Raw genomic sequence first — 18344 nt, 5'->3', positions numbered from 1 at the left:
TGTGGGCATAAAAAAAGCCAGCTAAAAGGGCTGGCTCAATCATTACTAAATTTAGTAACCAATCAGGGAAATCAACATGAAGCTTGTGATAACTGCAATTATTCAACAAGCATTATAGTAGACGCGTGTTTTTAAATTTAGTTCAAACAATTTATAAAAAATGCAATTTAAGGTGTTAATTACAGGCATAAAAAAAGCCAGCTAAAAGGGCTGGCTCAATCATTACTAAATTTAGTAACCAAACAGGGAAATCAACATGAAGCTTGTGATAACTGCAATTATTCAACAAGCAATATAATAGACGCCGTTTGGTTAAATTAGTTCACATGCTAAGTAAAAAAATTAGCTTTTTATAAGTGATAACATTTGCTGCTCATCAAACGAAGTAAAGCTCATTGATTTATCGGTAAATAATGCATCAACAAGCGCTTGCTTATCTTGCTGCATTTTAAATACCTTTTGCTCAATTGAGTTGCTCATAATTAACTTATAAACAAACACTGGATTTGTTTGGCCAATGCGATAAGCACGATCGGTGGCTTGTTTTTCTACAGCTGGGTTCCACCACGGATCAAAATGAATAACCGTATCGGCTTGCGTTAAGTTAAGCCCAGTACCGCCTGCTTTTAAACTGATTAAAAACACCGAGGTTTTGCCACTGGTAAACTCGTTAATAACTTTGTCGCGATGACGCGTTTGCCCAGTTAGCATACTAAAATTAATATTTATGTCGTTTAAACGCTCTGCAATTAAATCGAGCGCAGAGGTAAATTGACTAAAAATAATCACTTTACGACCAAGGCTTAGCATTAACGGCAAATGCGTAGTTAGCCATTCTAATTTTGCTGAACCTGCTTGTGTTTCTGGCTCAATTAATTTTGGATGACAACAAATTTGCCTTAGTTTTAGTAGCGCCTCTAAAAATGCGAGCTTACTTTTTTGTGCGCCTTGCTCAGCAAATAAGTCGATGAGCTTTTCTTCTAGGGCGCGTGTAATACCTTGGTACATATCTTTTTGCTTAGGTTCAAACTCAAACTCTTTTAACAGCTCTGTTTTTTGTGGCAACTCTTGCGCTACCTGCGCTTTTGTACGGCGTAATATAAACGGCATAATAAGCGCTTTTAGTTGCTCAGCTCGCTCTGAATCGGCTTCGCGTTCAATAGGAGTTTGAAAGTGCTGTTTAAAGTGAGCTTGCGAGCCAAGTAATGAAGGCATGGCAAAGTCGAGTAACGACTTAAGCTCAAACAAATTATTTTCGATAGGCGTACCGCTTAAACATAACTTAAAGTCGGCATTTAAACGCTTAACTAAGCGCGAGACTTGTGCAGTATCGTTTTTAATATATTGCGCTTCATCTAAAATAATATTTTCAAAATAAAGTGGCGAGTAATAAGCAATATCACGCTTTAATAATGGGTAAGTAGTTAAAATACATTGCGCTTGCGCTAAATGTTGTAAAGGCTCATTACGTTGCGAGCCAAAAATAGTGGTTACCTTAAGGCTTTTAGCAAATTTGGTTATTTCGTTTTGCCAATTACTGACCAAACTTGTAGGGCACACGATAAGAGTAGGCCCCGCTTGCGGGCGATTAAAACTGCTGGCTAAAAAGGCAATAACTTGTAGCGTTTTGCCAAGCCCCATGTCATCAGCAAGTATGCCACCTAATTGGTGGCGCTTTAAAAAGCTAAGCCAATCAACGCCTTGTTGCTGGTATTCACGTAGTGTTACCGACTCATTTAAACCGTGTAAGGGCACCACTGGCATTGCCTGCTCGGTGTTGTTTAACTCATCAAGATAACGCTCCAATGAGTCATCATGAAGGTCTATAGTAACTGCGGTATGCTTTACCAGCTCAGGTAAATAAGAAAGCGGGATATTAAATTCATCGCGTGTTTTTACAAATTCAAAGCGTTGCTTAAATTCGGTCAGTAAATTAATGGCTGCTTTACTAATAACACCAAATTGACGCCCGACAGGGTAGTAATAAAACAGCTCACTTTGGCGGTTTAACGATTGATACATGGCATCATCGGCATTAAAAAGTACAGCGGCTTTAGCATCGCTTAATTGCACTTTACAATGCATTTGGTGCCCTGCAGCACGGTTTACATCGAGTGTAACGTGCCCTTTGGGATCGGCTACATTTACTTTAGTTTGAGTTACCTGCCAGCCACGCTTTTTAAAGCCAGGGAATACTTCGTAAACAAGCCAATGTAAATGTATAGGTGATTGTTTATTAAATATAAACTCACTTTGTAAACCCCCTTTACAAAAATCAAAACCTAAATTTACTAACTCATTTGTTACTGTGTTTTCAAATGCACTGTTTATTAAACTCGCAGGTGCTGTTCCCGCTAAATAATTTTTATTTTTATATTTAAATAATAGCGAAACTTTAAGCCCTTGCTCATTCATAGTGGCTTTTAAAACAGCATTACCAAGTTGCTTAACGTTAACTTGTTCGTTATTCGGATGCGGAATAACACCGGCCCCAAAATTGTCGGCAAGTTGTTTATAAATGCGATCAAAATTAGCATCGTGCAGTGCAGGAATAGATTGCAAATGTGCTATTTCGTCAGCGCTAAGCTGTGTTCTGATCCGGCCTACTATAAAATGATCGAGATCTAAATAAGCAGGCGGCGTGGTTTTTATTAGAGCCCAATTTTTACTGTGTTCAAGCTCAATAATTAATTGCGATAACTCGTTTTGTTGCTGCCAATTAAAGTTAAGGGATTGCCCAGTTTGGGCTTTAATAGCCACTCGAGAGCGTTGTAAAAATAGTCGGTCGGTGGCAATTAATTGTTGTAAAGCGCTAAAACCCCATTGACCTTTTAGCTCTAAATTACCCACAGCATTTTGTGAGCGAATCCAACTAAACAGCCTAAAGTCACTTTCGAGCAAATCGTTTGGCGTTACAAAGCTATTTAATTGTTGCTCAGTTAAATTGCGCCCAAGCGTGTAATTATTATTTTTGTCGTAATTGGCAATTTTTGGCGTTAAAAATACTTTATTGTTTTCAATATCTAATACAAATAAAAGAACTTGCGAAGGGGCTTTAGCATCGACACTTTTAAGTGCTGTCAGCTCACTAAACCAATCGTTAATAAAGTAATCTTCACCGTATTCACCTGAATGCTCTATTTTAAGTTTAAATAATACAGCGGCTAAGTGCCTACATTTGATTTTAGCATTACAGGTACAATGCGTATCAACAGAGTAACCAGTAGGTACTTTACTGATCTCAATTCGTTGGTTAAATGCTGATCCGGTGTCGCCTTGTACCGTTGAATCAATAACAGCAAAGTCACTGCTATGTTCTAACCAACTAATTTGGCCATTTTTATAATACTCTTTGCCTTTCTCGAGTACGTTAGGCCTAAACAGCTTTTTTATAAAGCGCTCAGATAGAGGGAACAAGGTTGCCTGCTCATTTTTTATTTCTTCAAAAATAGCCAGTAAATCATTTTTTGATAAGTTAGCAGACATGTCACTCTAAGCATTTAATTTTTAAAATAATTCTGCCAGTATATTCTTTAACTGCGCACAGCAAAAGCAATATTAACGTTATATAAACTGGTTGGAGCTGATAGGTTAGTAAAAAATCGGTTTATACGTGCTTTATAGCATTTTAACTGCCAAAAAATAACAGGTAAACAGCAAACACACATATTACAAACAACTTATTAACAACGCAGGGGCTTTACAGATCAATTTTTTACTAACAAAAAAAGATCGCGCATTAAATAGTCGTAAAAACTAAACTCAGTTGGTAAAAATGTGATCTTTAGAGCAAAAATGAGGGAGTTATTGGTTTTAAATAGAAAAAAAGATCAGGATTTTACTAAGTAAAAAGCCCATTAGATCAGAATTTAACTAACCTAACAGGCTTTTAAGATCACTATTTTACTAAGTAATACTGGGCTAATTAAACGCGCTTAATAGCTTAGTAAGTTGTTCTAAGCGTTTGTCCGTCAACACTTTATTATCTATTTTGATAGATACGTCACCACTTTTTAAATTGCGTTGTACGTTTATAAAGTTGTTTTCAAATACAGCTTCACGTTTAGCCACCGTGCTAGGCTCGGTAGTTAAACGTTTAGTAATTGCCATTGCACGCTTGTCGTCGCTTGTAATGGCGTTAATCTCATTGTCTGTATGTAATTCGCTGACAAGGGCGTTAAACGCATTCTCGTCGCGCTCCTTTGCACTAACAAGCTTTTTAGCGACTTCTCTGCCTACGTGATTAGCCGTTGGGTAGAGTGAGATTACATCTGCCGGTATTTGCTCGTACGCTTTAATGGCATCTGCAATTGCGGTGTGCGATACACCTTCAATAGCGGCAATTTCGCGATAAGAGCCTTTTTTACCTTGCTCAATAAGATCGTTTTTAGTTTGTTGGTAAGCTTGGCCTAGTTCCCAAAGGCTCGGGGCTATGTACTGATCTGACGATACAGCCAAAATTTTAGCGTCTTGATCGGTAAAATCAGGTGAGCTTAAAACTAAATAATCGGCATTACCTAAAATACATGCCTTGCGACGACGCGAACCAGCAAGTACTAAGTTAGTATTTCCCTGATCCCAAAGTAAAGCAGGGTGTTGATTGCGTCCATCTTCACTGATTGCGGGTAAAATATCAGAAACCGACTTTTCGTTTAAGAGCGCTTGTACACGACGATTTTTACCGTAAACCGTGGTGCTAGATTCAATATCTGCATGAGCAATAACTTTACATACTAAGGTTATTTCGCGTGTAGGGTCGCTTGGCGCAGGCATTCTTATTACATCACCAGCGCTTGCTTGCTCAAGTAATGCATCGAGGCTGCTATTACCTACGGCAGTTGCAAATGGATCTAAGCGGGTGTCGTTTTTACGTTTTGTAGCCATTTTTATGTAACATCCTTACTTAGTGTTGTTAAGTGATGATTGGGTTGACTCCCAATTAGAACGAATAAGCATTTCTAGTTCGTCCACAACATCTTTAATATTTTCTTGCGCGCGTAATAAAGACTCGCGACTTGCTAAACTATCCGATGCTTTTTGATCAAATATGGTATTAAAAGACGATGAACTAGCCGTAATGGCCGAGCTGTGATTAATTGGGTAGCTCATAACCTGGCGGCCAAACGCACTACGTACATCTTTAACAATATCGCGCTGTGAATGATTACCCTTAACGTAATTAGTCACTAAAAACTGCATAAAGTCCCAACCTTCATGACCAAGTGCCGCAACAGTGTGGTAAATCTCACCTAAACGCTTTAAATATTTATTGTTAGCATCAAAATCTACAGCTTCTGGATGAACCGGTATAAGCATTGCTGTAGAAGCCATTAAAGCATTATAAAACATAAAGTTAAGTGTAGGAGCTGTGTCGATTAAAATAATATCAAATTCGTCTTTAACCGGCTCAATAACCTTTTCTAAAAGCTTATGATAATGACGTGTTTGCTCATAATTGGAGGTATCTTTTAAAAGTGTAGCGGTCTCGTGCTCAAAGTAAAAATCATCCATACCTGAGGGTAAAACACGAATATTTGGAATATGCGTAGTTACAAAAGCACTAGAAACAAACTCCGGCCAAGTTTCGCCTTCGTCTAAATCAATACAATCACGCATTAAGTCGCCTACCGTAACAGGGTCATGATCGTTTGAAGGGAAAAAGCTAGAAGATGAACCTTGAGGATCTAAATCAATAATACCAATACGATAACGTTTGATATTCGTCGTCGCCAACGCAGCAGCGATATTAACCATACTGGTTGTTTTACCACACCCACCTTTAAGTGAGTTAATAACAATAACTTGGAGTTTATCGTTAGCAGTGCGGTGATCAGGCTGAATATCCATGATATCGGCCATAGCAAAAATATTAACTAACGTGTACGCATAGTGCCCATTTGCACCACGCTTAATGTTTAAATCATCAAAGTCACCATTGTCATGGCGGCGTTTAAGGGTACGATTATTACACCCTAATAAATCTGCTGCCGCTTTTTGGGTGTAAGTTCTTAATTCTTTTTCTTCTGATTTAAGATGAGCGCGGTAATGTTGTATGCGTCCTTTTAATGATTTTTCAGCAACTTCGGCTGTTGCTTTTAAAAGCCGGTAAGTACTTAGCGCGTTATTATTGATAGACATACTTTCTTCCTCAAAGTTAGGCAGTTAGTATAATGTCCATTCAAATACCTGTAAACAACTATTTAAGGCGACATGCATTTTAATAACAAGACATTTAAAAATATTTTTACACCTTTAAGATTGCTTAGTATAAATAAAGAAGTTTAAAGGTGGTTAAATATATAAGGTAATAAAGGTTAAAGGTGTATAATAGCTATATAACTATATGATATTTATAAATAATGTAAAAAAAAGCAGATCACCTTTATACTTGGTTAAGATCAGATCTTTATCTACACGCAGATCAGCTTTTTACTAAGCCTTATTTAAAAATTAGAGTTATGCACAGCTTACTCAAAAAGTTATATACAAAATGACTCTGCGAGATCAGTTTTTTACTAAGTAAATTATAAAGTTATACACTTAACCTTGCTAAGAATAGGGCGTTTAATTGGTATAGATCTGATCTGTAGTAAGTACAGATCAGATCTATGCTAACTCGAACTGCTGTTATCCACAGCAGGTATTTATTTTACTAACGTTTGTCGTGTAAAAAGTTTAAAAATAGCGCTTTTGATGGACAAAAAATAAATTGAGTTAGTAAAAATTTAGCTTGAGAAGCTTACCTTAGTAAAATAGTGATCTGAAATTAAGCTTATCCCTCCTTACTTAGTATAATAATGATCCGATACGTTTATTTATACTCAGATCAGTTTTATACTAACTTAAACATTTAACTTTTGTTGCTTAATGTGTTGTTATTAGCTGTCGCAATAAAAAATGGAAATCAGAACAATGAGCCGAAAGGTCAACATCTCGGTAGATAACTTGCCCGATACACTTAGGGGCCAAATACACGGGGTGGAAAGTGCAATAGATAACGAAAGTTTAGCACTATTTACAGATAACAAAGATGTGCGAATTTCTATCGAAAATGCCGCTCATGGGTTACGTGCTTATTCGAACACGTTTAACCACTATGATTTATGGGGGCGTTTTGTACGTTCTGGGCATAAAAAATTGCCATTGGAAGAAGCTCCTAAAAAAACAATTATTACGCGTAAAATATCCGAAAAAGTGGATGGTATTTTATATGACGGCGAAATAAAAATTACACCGGCCGTTGTAAGCACGCGTAAAGATGGCGAAGACGTAGAATATTTAGTGTGGCCATCTGATAGAGAAGAAAAAGTTGAGCGCGCATTAATTCGCCTTGCATCAAAAGGTAAAATTGTAAAAATCAATTTTAAGTCCGGTATTCAATATGCCGTGGTTTTTTCGATGAACGAATTAGCCCAAGAACTTAAAGCGGTTGGCCAATCAATGCCATACCCGCAAATTAAAGAATCACTTGAAGCACTTCAAGGCTCTAAACTTTCATTTAAATACTCGGCTACTGATACTAAAAATACTGATATTGATGACTCTTTTTATGAGTCAAACATGAACTTTTTATCGTCTCTTCACTTTAGTGGTAAAAAAGGTCAAGGCGGCAATGTTAAATGTGTTGCATGTTTAAATGCATTTGTTCATAACATGATTGATAACCTTGAATACAAAGGGTATTACTTTAATAGCGCACAAGAGCTAAAACGTGGTTTATCGCGTTGGATGATGCTACGTTTATACCACCTTTGGCGTTATGCCGCGCCTGGGAAAACGTATCATTTTAGATTGTTATCTATTATGGAAAAATACGGTTCTATTTATTCAACCGACGATATCACAGAAAATAAACTAAAAGCATTACGCCGTGATATGACCACAACAATGAAAGACTTGATTGAAAAAGGGGCTATTTCAGAGTACAGCATTACTAATGTAAAAGATGATAAAACCGGAAATATTATTGATTACACCTATGAAATGCATCCTTCTGATCAGTTTTGTGATGAGATACTCACGCTCAACAAGCACAATAAGCGTATTGAGATTCAAGGTGGTAAACGAATTGTCGAAAACGCAGTTTTAATTGATGAAGATAAAATAGAAGAAATAGTCGAAAAATAGTAGCAGTTAAAATACTAATACTTACCAAAAAGGCCACATATTGTGGCCTTTTTAACATAATCATTTATCAACTTGTTCTAAATAAAGTCTATCCACTAAAAAGTCATACTCTTTTTTTCGCGGGTGAGACTCTGGTTTTTGATAATCTGGCAAAGTACCTAACTTAACATCGGGCTGTGGGTTAATTAAAATAAACGGCAATGCTGCACTTACGTGATACCTATTTTCTGCAGTATACCTAACATTAACTTGGGGGCTGACTCGGGTAGGGCGGCGAATTCTTAACTTTTCTTTTTCACCCAAACTAGCTACCCGTAACTGTTCTTGTGCAACAAGGGACTGCCATTTTTGTTGGTCGATCATTCTTGGGTTTCTATAACCTGCAGATTTATCCAGCATTTCGAGTGCCATTTTTTTAGTTAGAGTTTTAGTTGCATGCTTATGCATCCATGTAAATCGCACTGAAAAAGGAGACTCGCTTTGAAAATGAATTTTTCGATAGGCTGCAAGGGTGATTAAATTTGGCACCGCGTTATGAACAGCTTCAAATCGAGCATCGTTATTATCTATGGCCAAAACACATTCCTTAAAAGCAGCCTTCGCTTTATTTACTTGTTGTATTCGGCTAGTTAACCCTGCAACATCTGCATTTTTTAGAACCAAAAGCCCAGGGTGGCGCTTTAGTACTCTGCTACTTAAACTTTCTTTTTTATAAATATCAGTAAAAGAGTTTAAAATTGACCTATGAGCAATTTCACCGGTTATTTTTTTCACAGGAATAGATTCGGGTATAATATTCTCGTCAACACTAGTTATATCAGGCAGCTGATAATATTCAGCTTTTGAATATTCACAGTCGCGTAATTCATCAATCAATAACGACGTTAATTCATTCATTAAATCAAATTGACTTCTTATTTGTACTTTAGAAACCATAAACACCTTAAGAACACATCTTACTCACATAAACACTAAGTTTAACCTTTTGCTTTGGTGATTTAAATTTAATATTTTCATTAATGCTAAGTTATATTTAGAATTGATATAAGTATGATGTGTTCTTAATATTCCCTTGTATTGGTAATTTCTCATGCTTAAGTATCTGCATTAAACATAAGAATAGTGAGGCCAGGCGTGATCAATATACTTTTGCGTATTTAAATATACAGGTAGTTTATTGTGTCAAAAGTGCTCACTAAGATAATGAATGCCTTTATGTATTATCGAAATGTGTAAAATATATATTGAATTTAAGGGGGCGTAATATTTTGGGTTGTGCCACTTTAGATAGTGTAATCACTTATTGTATGGTACTGATAGACAATAATCGGTAATAAAACGCTAAGCTCGTTTAACGAAAATGCAGCACTGTGAAAATGAACTCTTATAGTTAATATTAGCCATTTATGAAGGCTGTTTTTTTAGTAGCTTTAATTGGAATGTTGGCATTGTCTAACAACCTGAACACAGCGTTCCAGTTACGTACACTCAAGCTGGCTTGTTTCTGAATGCATTTACAACTCAGCAGCCATTACCATATAATTAACCACACATCCAGCCTGTTAGTTAATTTAATTTAATCTGCACTGTAAAGTTAAGATTACGTTACACCCAATTTAAGTATGATGTGTTCCTATCGAAACTTTTAACTATAAGGCTTTTAATCCAAATTAGTTTGGGATGGTTAAAAAAACACCTTAGCTGGCTTAACTTATTGTATTAAAATAAAAATAAGTAAATTAAATAACTCTTAAATCCCAGCCTGAATAACCTTAAAGTCACAAATAACCTTAAAAATATTTAACTCATAACAAATTAGTTGGTAAATAGTGAATATAGTCCTTGAACTTAGTGCCATGCATACGTTAATTTCCTTATATCAGGTAAAGTAGGAATGAGGAAAGAACATGCAATCGTGGAACCCAAATAGCTGGAGAGAACTGCCAATACTGCAGCAGCCACAGTACCCAGATCAAGATGAACTGAAAACAGTAGAAAGCCAGTTAAAGAGTGCTCCGCCACTTGTTTTTGCAGAAGAAACAAGAAGTCTCTTTAAACAATTAGAAGATGTATGTGAAGGTCGTGCATTTTTACTTCAAGGTGGCGATTGTGCCGAATCATTTAGTGACTTTAATGCCGCTAATATTCGCGATACATTTAAAACCATTTTACAAATGGCTGTTGTTTTAACTTACGGCGGTAAATGCCCAGTTGTTAAAATTGCACGTATGGCAGGCCAATACGCAAAACCACGCTCTGCTGATTTAGAAACTATTGACGGTGTGTCTTTGCCATCTTACCGTGGTGATATTGTAAATAGCTTTGAGTTTACAGAAGAAGCACGTATTCCCGACCCACAACGTTTAATGAAGGCATACCACAACAGTGCTGCTACGTTAAACTTACTTCGTGCATTTGCACAAGGTGGTTTAGCAGATTTACACCAAGTGAATCGCTGGAACATGGGCTTTGTAGCCGCTAATCCGCAAAAAGAACGATTCCAACAGCTTGCAGATAAAATTCAAGATGCGCTTGAATTTATGGAAGTATGTGGCATTAATTCTACTATTGCGCCAAGCCTTAAAGAAACCGATTTGTACACGTCTCACGAAGCATTATTGCTAGGCTATGAAGAAGCGCTTACTCGTCGCGATCACCTATCAGGTGACTGGTATGACTGTTCTGCGCACTTTGTATGGATTGGTGAGCGTACGCGCCAATTAGACCATGCACACATTGAGTTTTTCAAAGGTATTAAAAACCCTATTGGTGTTAAAGTTGGCCCAGGAATGGACCCAGAAGACCTAATTCGTTTAATTGATGCTGTAAACCCAGATAACATTCCGGGTCGCTTAACGCTAATTACACGTATGGGTGCCGACGTACTACCAGAAAAACTTCCAGCACTTGTAAGACGCGTTCAGCAAGAAGGCCGTAAAGTTATTTGGAGCTCGGATCCAATGCACGGTAACACTGAAAAAGCGACATCAGGCTATAAAACGCGAAGCTTTGATAATATCATGCGCGAAATTAGCCAGTTTTTTGCTGTACATAAAGCTGAAGGTTCATACGCAGGTGGTATTCACTTAGAAATGACTGGCCAGCACGTTACAGAGTGTACCGGTGGTGCATACGGTTTATCTGATGATGACCTAGCGCAACGTTACAAAACACAATGTGACCCACGTCTAAATGCAGACCAAGTATTAGAAGTAGGCTTTTTAGTAGCTGACTTACTAAAAGATGCACGTAAATAATAAAGTTAAAATTAAAGCCGCATTATGCGGCTTTTTTTAGCAAAACAGTAAATTAGTTGGTTAGTACTTACGTCGCTCTAGGTTACCGTCTATCAAGATTTTTGCTGATATTTCTTCAACAGAATGATGGGTAGAATTAAAGTATGCAATTTTATGTCGCTTATAAAGCATTTCAACTTCACGCACTTCAATTCGACACTGTCTTATTGATGCGTATTTAGAGTTTGCCATACGGCGATGCCTAATTGCAGCCAAACGCTCAGGGTCAATAGTTAACCCAAATAACTTATGTTTGTAAGGGAGTAAACATTTAGGTAATCCCTCACTCTCTAAGTCATCTTCAGTTATTGGGTAATTTGCAGCCTTAATGCCGTATTGTAAGGCTAAGTACAGGCTTGTTGGTGTTTTACCGCTTCTACTTACACCTACTAAAATAATATCGGCTTCAGAAAAGTTTTTAATATTTCCGCCATCATCATTCATAAGGGCATAGTTAACCGCATCTATTCTAAAGTCATAGCTTTTTTCATGAATAGAGTGGGTGCGATGCATTTTTGGCACTGGCGCAACATTAAGCTCTTTTTCTATTTTTTCACTGTAAGTAGACAAAAAATCATACGCGATTGCATCGGCAGATTTAATAATTTCACTTAAGTTGTGATTTACAAAGGTAAAGAATACAAATGGCTTCTCACCTTCTTTTGCAGCAGTTGCGTTTATTAACGCTTTAATTTCATTTGCTTTTTCCTCTGTTTCTACAAAAGGAATAGTTTTATGATTAAATTCAACCGGAAACAACGACAAAGTCGCGTGACCAAACACTTCGGAGGTAATAGCAGTGCCGTCTGATATATAAAAAGCAGTTCTCATAGTTAACCTTTTTATTACGTTTAATCCCTAAAATGGCTTACTCACGGTTTACGTGAGGTCTAATGCCAGTGTAGAATGAAGGTGACCTTTATAAAAGGTTTTCTTTCTTAACTCTCACAGTTACAACTACAATTTGTTTTTTGGAGAAAGACCCGTGCAAGAATACGTTCTCTGGTATCAAGAGCTTGGTATGCAAGATGTTCCTCGTGTTGGCGGCAAAAATGCCTCACTTGGTGAAATGATTTCAAACCTCGCTAACGCAGGTGTACAGGTTCCGGGTGGTTTTGCCACTACAGCCGACGCTTTCAATGAGTTTTTAGAACAATCTGGACTCAATGCAAAAATTCACGACATTTTAGATACGCTTGATGTTGATGATGTAAATACACTCGCTAAAGTCGGTGCCGATATCCGCCAATGGATTATCGATACCCCATTCCAACCTAACCTAGACCAAGCCATTCGCGACGCATACAGCCAACTTCATGGCGATACATCAGCCGATGTATCATTTGCAGTACGCTCATCAGCCACCGCTGAAGATATGCCAGATGCATCATTCGCAGGCCAACAAGAAACCTTCCTTAACGTACGTGGTATCGACTCAGTAATGGTCGCTATTAAACACGTATTTGCTTCTTTATTTAACGACCGCGCCATATCATACCGTGTTCACCAAGGTTACGATCACCGTGGTGTTGCACTATCTGCTGGAATACAGCGTATGGTGCGTTCAGATAAATCAGCATCAGGCGTTATGTTTAGTATTGATACAGAGTCTGGTTTTGAAGACGTTGTATTTGTTACTTCAAGCTACGGTTTAGGTGAAATGGTTGTACAGGGCGCAGTAAACCCTGATGAATTTTATGTTCATAAACCTACATTACAAAAAGGGTTGCCATCAGTAGTACGTCGTAATATTGGCTCAAAAGCCATTCAAATGATTTACTCTGCTGATGAAGCACACGGTAAGCAAGTAGAAATTGTTGACGTAGAGCCAAGCCTTTCAAACAAATTTTCAATTACAGATGAAGAAGTGCAAGAACTTGCAAAGCAAGCTGTAATTATCGAAAAGCATTACGGTCGTCCTATGGACATCGAATGGGCAAAAGACGGAAACGATGGCAAATTGTACATAGTGCAAGCGCGCCCAGAAACCGTTCGCTCAAACGAAGATGCCAATATTATGGAGCGTTTTCAATTAAATGGCACAAGCAATGTCATTGCTGAAGGCCGCGCCATTGGCCATAAAATTGGTAGTGGTGTTGTTCGTGTACTTGATTCAATCAAAGAAATGGACCAAGTGCAAGAAGGCGACATTTTAGTTACCGACATGACCGACCCAGATTGGGAACCTATCATGAAGCGCGCCGCGGCCATTGTTACAAACCGCGGTGGGCGTACGTGTCATGCCGCAATTATTGCCCGTGAACTCGGTATTCCTGCGGTAGTTGGCTGTGGTAACGCAACCGATTTAATTAAAGCGGGACAAGAAGTAACCGTATCATGTGCTGAAGGCGATACAGGTTACATCTACGAAGGTATTTTAGATTTTGAAATACTGACGTCGCGCGTGGATAAAATGCCAGAACTACCAATGAAAGTGATGATGAACGTAGGTAATCCAGACCGCGCGTTTGACTTTGCACGTTTACCACATGCAGGTGTTGGCCTTGCACGTGTTGAATTTGTAATTAACCGCATGATTGGTGTTCACCCTAAAGCGCTATTAAATTTTGATGCCCAATCACCTGCTCTACAAGCAGAAATTACCGACATTATTGCCGGTTACGAATCGCCGGTAGAGTTTTATATCTCTAAATTAGTAGAAGGTATTTCAACGCTAGGCTGTGCCTTTGCACCAGAGCGTGTAATTGTGCGCATGTCTGATTTTAAATCAAACGAATATGCAAACTTAGTAGGCGGTGAGCAGTACGAACCTGAAGAAGAAAACCCAATGATTGGTTTTCGTGGTGCTGCACGTTATATCTCTGAAGACTTCCGTGATTGTTTTGCCCTTGAGTGTGAAGCAATCAAACGCGTAAGAAACAGCATGGGTATGACCAACATCGAAATCATGATCCCATTCGTACGTACCCTTGAAGAAGGTAAACGCGTTATCGAATTACTTGAAGAGCACGGACTTAAACGTGGCGAAAATGGTCTTAAAGTAATCATGATGTGTGAGCTTCCTTCAAATGCATTACTTGCGGATGAATTTTTAGAGATGTTCGATGGTTTCTCTATCGGCTCTAACGATTTAACTCAGTTAACACTTGGCCTTGACCGTGACTCAGGCCTAATCGCACATTTATTTGATGAGCGTAATCCTGCTATTAAAAAGCTACTTTCTATGGCAATTAAAACTGCTAAAGAAAAAGGTAAATACGTAGGTATTTGTGGCCAAGGTCCTTCAGATCATGAAGACTTTGCAGCATGGTTAGTAGAGCAGGGCATTGATTCTGTTTCACTAAACCCAGATACAGTACTAGAAACATGGTTATACCTAGCAGATAAACTTGCTAAATAATCATCAGTACCCGTAACAAATAAAAATGCCAGCTTTATAGCTGGCATTTTTTTATGTGGCATAATTTAGCGTGCTAATTTTTTATCTAAATAATTACACGATTTAGTTAAGGCTCTTTGGCAAAGCTTTAAATAATGCCTGGCTTTTGGGTAGTAAAAAGAAAAACACAGTAATCCCGCCATAAAAAATATCAGGGAGGGGCCTGGCACTACAGCAAAAAACAACCCAAGCAAAATAAACAGCACACCTATGATCTGTAATAGACATTTTTTCATATAAACCTCAATACAATGGTTTAACTTGATTATAAATACAGCAGCTCAAAATACGATAAAAAGAGTGTTACAAACTGTAAAATCTTCAATTTCTATTAGTCATCACCATGATATAATTACACAAATGCCTTAAATTATCGCCGTCATGATAGCAACAATTACACAGCAAGATGCAGCGACCGAGCTTGTCGCAAACTACTTAAGTACACTTAAAAATCAGGGGTTTAGTGGAGACACCGATGCAAGCTATGCAACGCGTTTAACCGCCTCTACCGATAACAGTATTTATCAGCAAATCCCACAAGGTGTTATTTTTCCTAAAACAGAAAAAGACATTCAATTGGCATTGCAAACAGCATCTCGCGACCCATTTTTGTCGCTTACTTTTGGCCCTCGTGGTGGTGGTACAGGTACTAACGGGCAGTCACTCACACCTGGTATTGTGGTTGATTTATCACGTTATATGCGCGAAATACTCGAAATTAATGTTGAAGAAGGGTGGGTTAGAGTACAAACAGGTGTAATTAAAGATCAATTAAACGACTTTTTAAAACCGTACGGCTTTTTTTTCTCACCCGACTTATCTACAAGTAACCGAGCAACCATTGGCGGAATGATCAGTACCGATGCATCAGGTCAAGGTTCATTAGTTTACGGTAAAACCAGCAACCATGTTTTAGGACTTACTACCTATTTAGTCGATGGCAGCCCAATGGTGACATCACCAATAGACATAGAAAAAGCTAAAGTAATAGCCGAGCAAGAATCATTAATCGGTAGCCTTTACAAAACAGTATTGGAAATTTCTTTAAATGAGCGTGAGGCTATTTTAGAAAAATTTCCACGTTTAAATCGCTTTTTAACCGGCTACGACCTAGAGCATGTGCTAAGTGATGACTTACAAACTTTTGATATGAGTAGGCTAATTACCGGATCAGAAGGCTCGCTTGGTATAGTTACCGAGGCAAAATTAAACCTCACTCCCATAGCCGAATTTAAAACACTGATAAATATTAAATACGATAGTTTTGATTCGGCACTTCGTCATTCTCCGTTTTTAGTAGATGCACGTGCAACATCGGTAGAAACAGTCGATAGCAAGGTATTAAACCTGGCTCGCGAAGATATTATTTGGCATTCAGTATCGGACTTAATAACCGATGTACCAAATAAAGATATGCAAGGACTCAACATGGTTGAGTTTAATGCAGTATCACCTGAAGATATAAAAGACAAAGTAAATACACTTTGTACATTATTAGATGAGTGCGTAGCAAATCAAACCAACGGGGTTATTGGCTATCAGTTAACCAGCAGTAAAACTGATATTTTAAAAATTTACGCAATGCGTAAAAAATCTGTCGGGTTACTTGGTAATGTTAAAGGCAGCCAAAAGCCATTGGCCTTTGCTGAAGATACCGCCGTACCGCCAGAAAACTTAGCCGATTACATCGTAGAATTTAGAGCATTACTCGATAGCCATAATTTACAATATGGTATGTTCGGCCATGTTGATGCGGGTGTTTTACATGTACGCCCAGCGCTAGATATGTGCGATCCAGAACAAGAAAAACTGCTTCGGAAAATTTCTGATGAAGTTGTAAAACTCACCGCTAAATACGGCGGTTTAATGTGGGGCGAACATGGTAAAGGTTACCGCAGTGAATATGGCCCTGAATTTTTTGGTGAGCATTTATTTAAACAACTACGTAAAATAAAAACCGCCTTCGATCCTAATAATAGAATAAACCCAGGAAAAATATGCACACCTATTGAAAGTGAAGACTCACTAGTTAGCGTAGATGGGCAAAAACGTTCGTACTTCGATAAGCAAATTTCTATAGATGTAAAAACAAGTTTTAACAATGCAATGACCTGTAATGGTAACGGTATTTGTTTTAACTACGACGAAAATTCACCAATGTGTCCGTCGTATAAAGTAACCGGTGATCGTAGACACTCGCCAAAAGGGCGCGCAACATTAATGCGAGAATGGTTACGACTTCAAGAGTCTAAAAATGTAGATTTGCTCGAAGTAGAAAAAGAACTTAACAAAGGCGAAGTTATTACCTGGTGGGAGCGCTTTGTTCATAGCCGCAAAAAAAACAAAGGCGTTTACGATTTTTCGCACGAAGTAAAAGAATCAATGGATGAATGTTTAGCGTGTAAAGCCTGTACAACATCTTGCCCAATTAAAGTAGATGTACCTACTTTTAGAGCACGCTTTTTAAATTACTATCACAGTTATTACGCGCGTCCACTCAAAGATTATTTAGTCGCTAACATTGAAAGTTCAGCGCCTGTTATGTCTAAATTTGCACGTGTAATAAACCCAATTGTTAAAACAAACTTAGTAAGTAGTTTAATTAAAAAAACAGTAGGGTATGTAGATACACCTCAATTAAGCATTCCATCACTTGAAAAACGCGTAGCAAAAGCACATAAATTTGATTTTGAATTATTAAATTCACTTTCAAGCGATGAACAAAATAACTATGTGCTAATAGTGCAAGACCCATTTACCAGCTTTTACGAAGCCGAGTTAGTGCAAAGTTTTATAACACTTATCACCGCACTGGGTAAAAAGCCGATGCTATTACCATTTAAACCTAATGGTAAAGCCCAACACGTAAAAGGGTTTTTGCATGAGTTTAAAGTAACGGCAAAAAATGGCGCAGAGTTTTTAAACAATCTCGCTGATATTAATTCGCCTTTGGTTGGTTTAGATGCCTCGTTGGTTATGTGTTATCACGATGAATACAATACTATTTTAGAAAATAATCGCGGTGATTTTCATGTACAACTTGCCCATGAATGGCTACAAACTCAATCGTTTAAATCGCTATCGGCTAAACAAAAAACCGATACTGAATTTACATTATTGAGCCACTGTACAGAAACAACTGCTTTACCAAAAGCGGCAAGTGTGTGGAAAACTATTTTTACCGATATTGGCTTAACTCTAAATACCACCAATACGGGGTGTTGTGGCATGGCCGGCACTTATGGCCACGAAGCACAAAACCAAAAAAATTCACGTGCACTGTACGAAATGAGTTGGAAACCAATAGTAGATAAAAATAAACCAGAGCAACTTTTATCTACTGGGTTTTCGTGCCGCAGCCAAGTAAAACGCTTTGAACAATTTAAACCTAAGCACCCAATAGAGCTACTTGCACAGGTTCTTAGCTAATAAAAGTTAAAAATAAAAAAGGCGTAACTTAAAATAAGTTACGCCTTTTTTTATTTATATCAACTTTCTTAATTAATTTAGCAATTTTGATG

General features: G+C 37.8%; 10 protein-coding genes. 4 read left to right on the top strand and 6 right to left on the bottom strand.

What is annotated here, in order from left to right:
• Positions 1 to 342: 342 nt before the first annotated feature.
• From QUE46_RS19450 to QUE46_RS19440, 3 genes are all read right to left on the bottom strand, one after another.
• A complete protein-coding gene (locus QUE46_RS19450) occupies positions 343 to 3486 on the bottom strand; it encodes a DEAD/DEAH box helicase (protein WP_286248275.1) in 3144 nt (1047 codons plus the stop codon).
• A 435-nt stretch (positions 3487 to 3921) separates the two neighbouring features.
• On the bottom strand, positions 3922 to 4884 hold the full coding sequence (locus QUE46_RS19445; protein WP_286248273.1) for a transcriptional regulator: 963 nt from the start codon (positions 4882 to 4884) through the stop codon (positions 3922 to 3924).
• Positions 4885 to 4899: 15 nt separating this feature from the next.
• Complete coding sequence (locus tag QUE46_RS19440) at positions 4900 to 6138, bottom strand: AAA family ATPase (RefSeq protein WP_004586301.1); 1239 nt, start codon at positions 6136 to 6138, stop codon at positions 4900 to 4902.
• Positions 6139 to 6912: 774 nt separating this feature from the next.
• On the opposite strand from QUE46_RS19440, the gene QUE46_RS19435 reads away from it, so the two are divergent.
• Positions 6913 to 8127, top strand: a complete 1215-nt coding sequence (locus tag QUE46_RS19435; RefSeq protein ID WP_004586302.1) for a hypothetical protein — start codon at positions 6913 to 6915, stop codon at positions 8125 to 8127.
• A gap of 60 nt (positions 8128 to 8187) precedes the next feature.
• On the opposite strand, the gene QUE46_RS19430 is transcribed toward QUE46_RS19435, so the two are convergent.
• Positions 8188 to 9063: a DNA replication terminus site-binding protein gene (locus tag QUE46_RS19430; RefSeq protein WP_286248269.1), complete on the bottom strand. Its 876-nt coding sequence runs from the start codon at positions 9061 to 9063 to the stop codon at positions 8188 to 8190.
• Positions 9064 to 10034: 971 nt separating this feature from the next.
• Between QUE46_RS19430 and QUE46_RS19425 the strand changes: the two genes are divergently transcribed.
• Positions 10035 to 11384, top strand: coding sequence for a class II 3-deoxy-7-phosphoheptulonate synthase (locus tag QUE46_RS19425; RefSeq protein ID WP_286248267.1), 1350 nt, complete (start codon positions 10035 to 10037; stop codon positions 11382 to 11384).
• 60 nt (positions 11385 to 11444) lie between these two features.
• On the opposite strand, the gene QUE46_RS19420 is transcribed toward QUE46_RS19425, so the two are convergent.
• Positions 11445 to 12254, bottom strand: coding sequence for a pyruvate, water dikinase regulatory protein (locus QUE46_RS19420; protein WP_286248265.1), 810 nt, complete (start codon positions 12252 to 12254; stop codon positions 11445 to 11447).
• A gap of 154 nt (positions 12255 to 12408) precedes the next feature.
• Between QUE46_RS19420 and ppsA the strand changes: the two genes are divergently transcribed.
• The gene (gene ppsA / locus QUE46_RS19415; protein ID WP_286248262.1) at positions 12409 to 14784 is read left to right on the top strand and encodes a phosphoenolpyruvate synthase; all 2376 of its coding nucleotides are present in this window, start codon (positions 12409 to 12411) and stop codon (positions 14782 to 14784) included.
• A 65-nt stretch (positions 14785 to 14849) separates the two neighbouring features.
• On the opposite strand, the gene QUE46_RS19410 is transcribed toward ppsA, so the two are convergent.
• On the bottom strand, positions 14850 to 15059 hold the full coding sequence (locus QUE46_RS19410; protein ID WP_286248261.1) for a PGPGW domain-containing protein: 210 nt from the start codon (positions 15057 to 15059) through the stop codon (positions 14850 to 14852).
• 145 nt (positions 15060 to 15204) lie between these two features.
• Here QUE46_RS19410 and QUE46_RS19405 point away from each other — a divergent pair, with 145 nt between their 5' ends.
• Complete coding sequence (locus tag QUE46_RS19405; protein ID WP_286248259.1) at positions 15205 to 18252, top strand: FAD-binding and (Fe-S)-binding domain-containing protein; 3048 nt, start codon at positions 15205 to 15207, stop codon at positions 18250 to 18252.
• The last annotated feature ends 92 nt before the right edge of the window (positions 18253 to 18344 follow it).

The organism is Pseudoalteromonas sp. MM1 (assembly GCF_030296835.1).
In the GTDB taxonomy this organism is placed as follows: domain Bacteria; phylum Pseudomonadota; class Gammaproteobacteria; order Enterobacterales; family Alteromonadaceae; genus Pseudoalteromonas.
Note: the sequence above shows the minus strand (reverse complement) of the source record. Positions and strands in the feature narration are given on the sequence as shown.

Excerpts from the sequence above, each read along its gene's own strand:
- QUE46_RS19450 (WP_286248275.1), bottom strand. The coding sequence starts at position 3,486 with ATGTCTGCTAACTTATCAAAAAATGATTTACTGGCTATTTTTGAAGAA.
- QUE46_RS19445 (WP_286248273.1), bottom strand. The coding sequence starts at position 4,884 with ATGGCTACAAAACGTAAAAACGACACCCGCTTAGATCCATTTGCAACT.
- QUE46_RS19440 (WP_004586301.1), bottom strand. The coding sequence starts at position 6,138 with ATGTCTATCAATAATAACGCGCTAAGTACTTACCGGCTTTTAAAAGCA.
- QUE46_RS19435 (WP_004586302.1), top strand. The coding sequence starts at position 6,913 with ATGAGCCGAAAGGTCAACATCTCGGTAGATAACTTGCCCGATACACTT.
- QUE46_RS19430 (WP_286248269.1), bottom strand. The coding sequence starts at position 9,063 with ATGGTTTCTAAAGTACAAATAAGAAGTCAATTTGATTTAATGAATGAA.
- QUE46_RS19425 (WP_286248267.1), top strand. The coding sequence starts at position 10,035 with ATGCAATCGTGGAACCCAAATAGCTGGAGAGAACTGCCAATACTGCAG.
- QUE46_RS19420 (WP_286248265.1), bottom strand. The coding sequence starts at position 12,254 with ATGAGAACTGCTTTTTATATATCAGACGGCACTGCTATTACCTCCGAA.
- QUE46_RS19410 (WP_286248261.1), bottom strand. The coding sequence starts at position 15,059 with ATGAAAAAATGTCTATTACAGATCATAGGTGTGCTGTTTATTTTGCTT.
- QUE46_RS19405 (WP_286248259.1), top strand. The coding sequence starts at position 15,205 with ATGATAGCAACAATTACACAGCAAGATGCAGCGACCGAGCTTGTCGCA.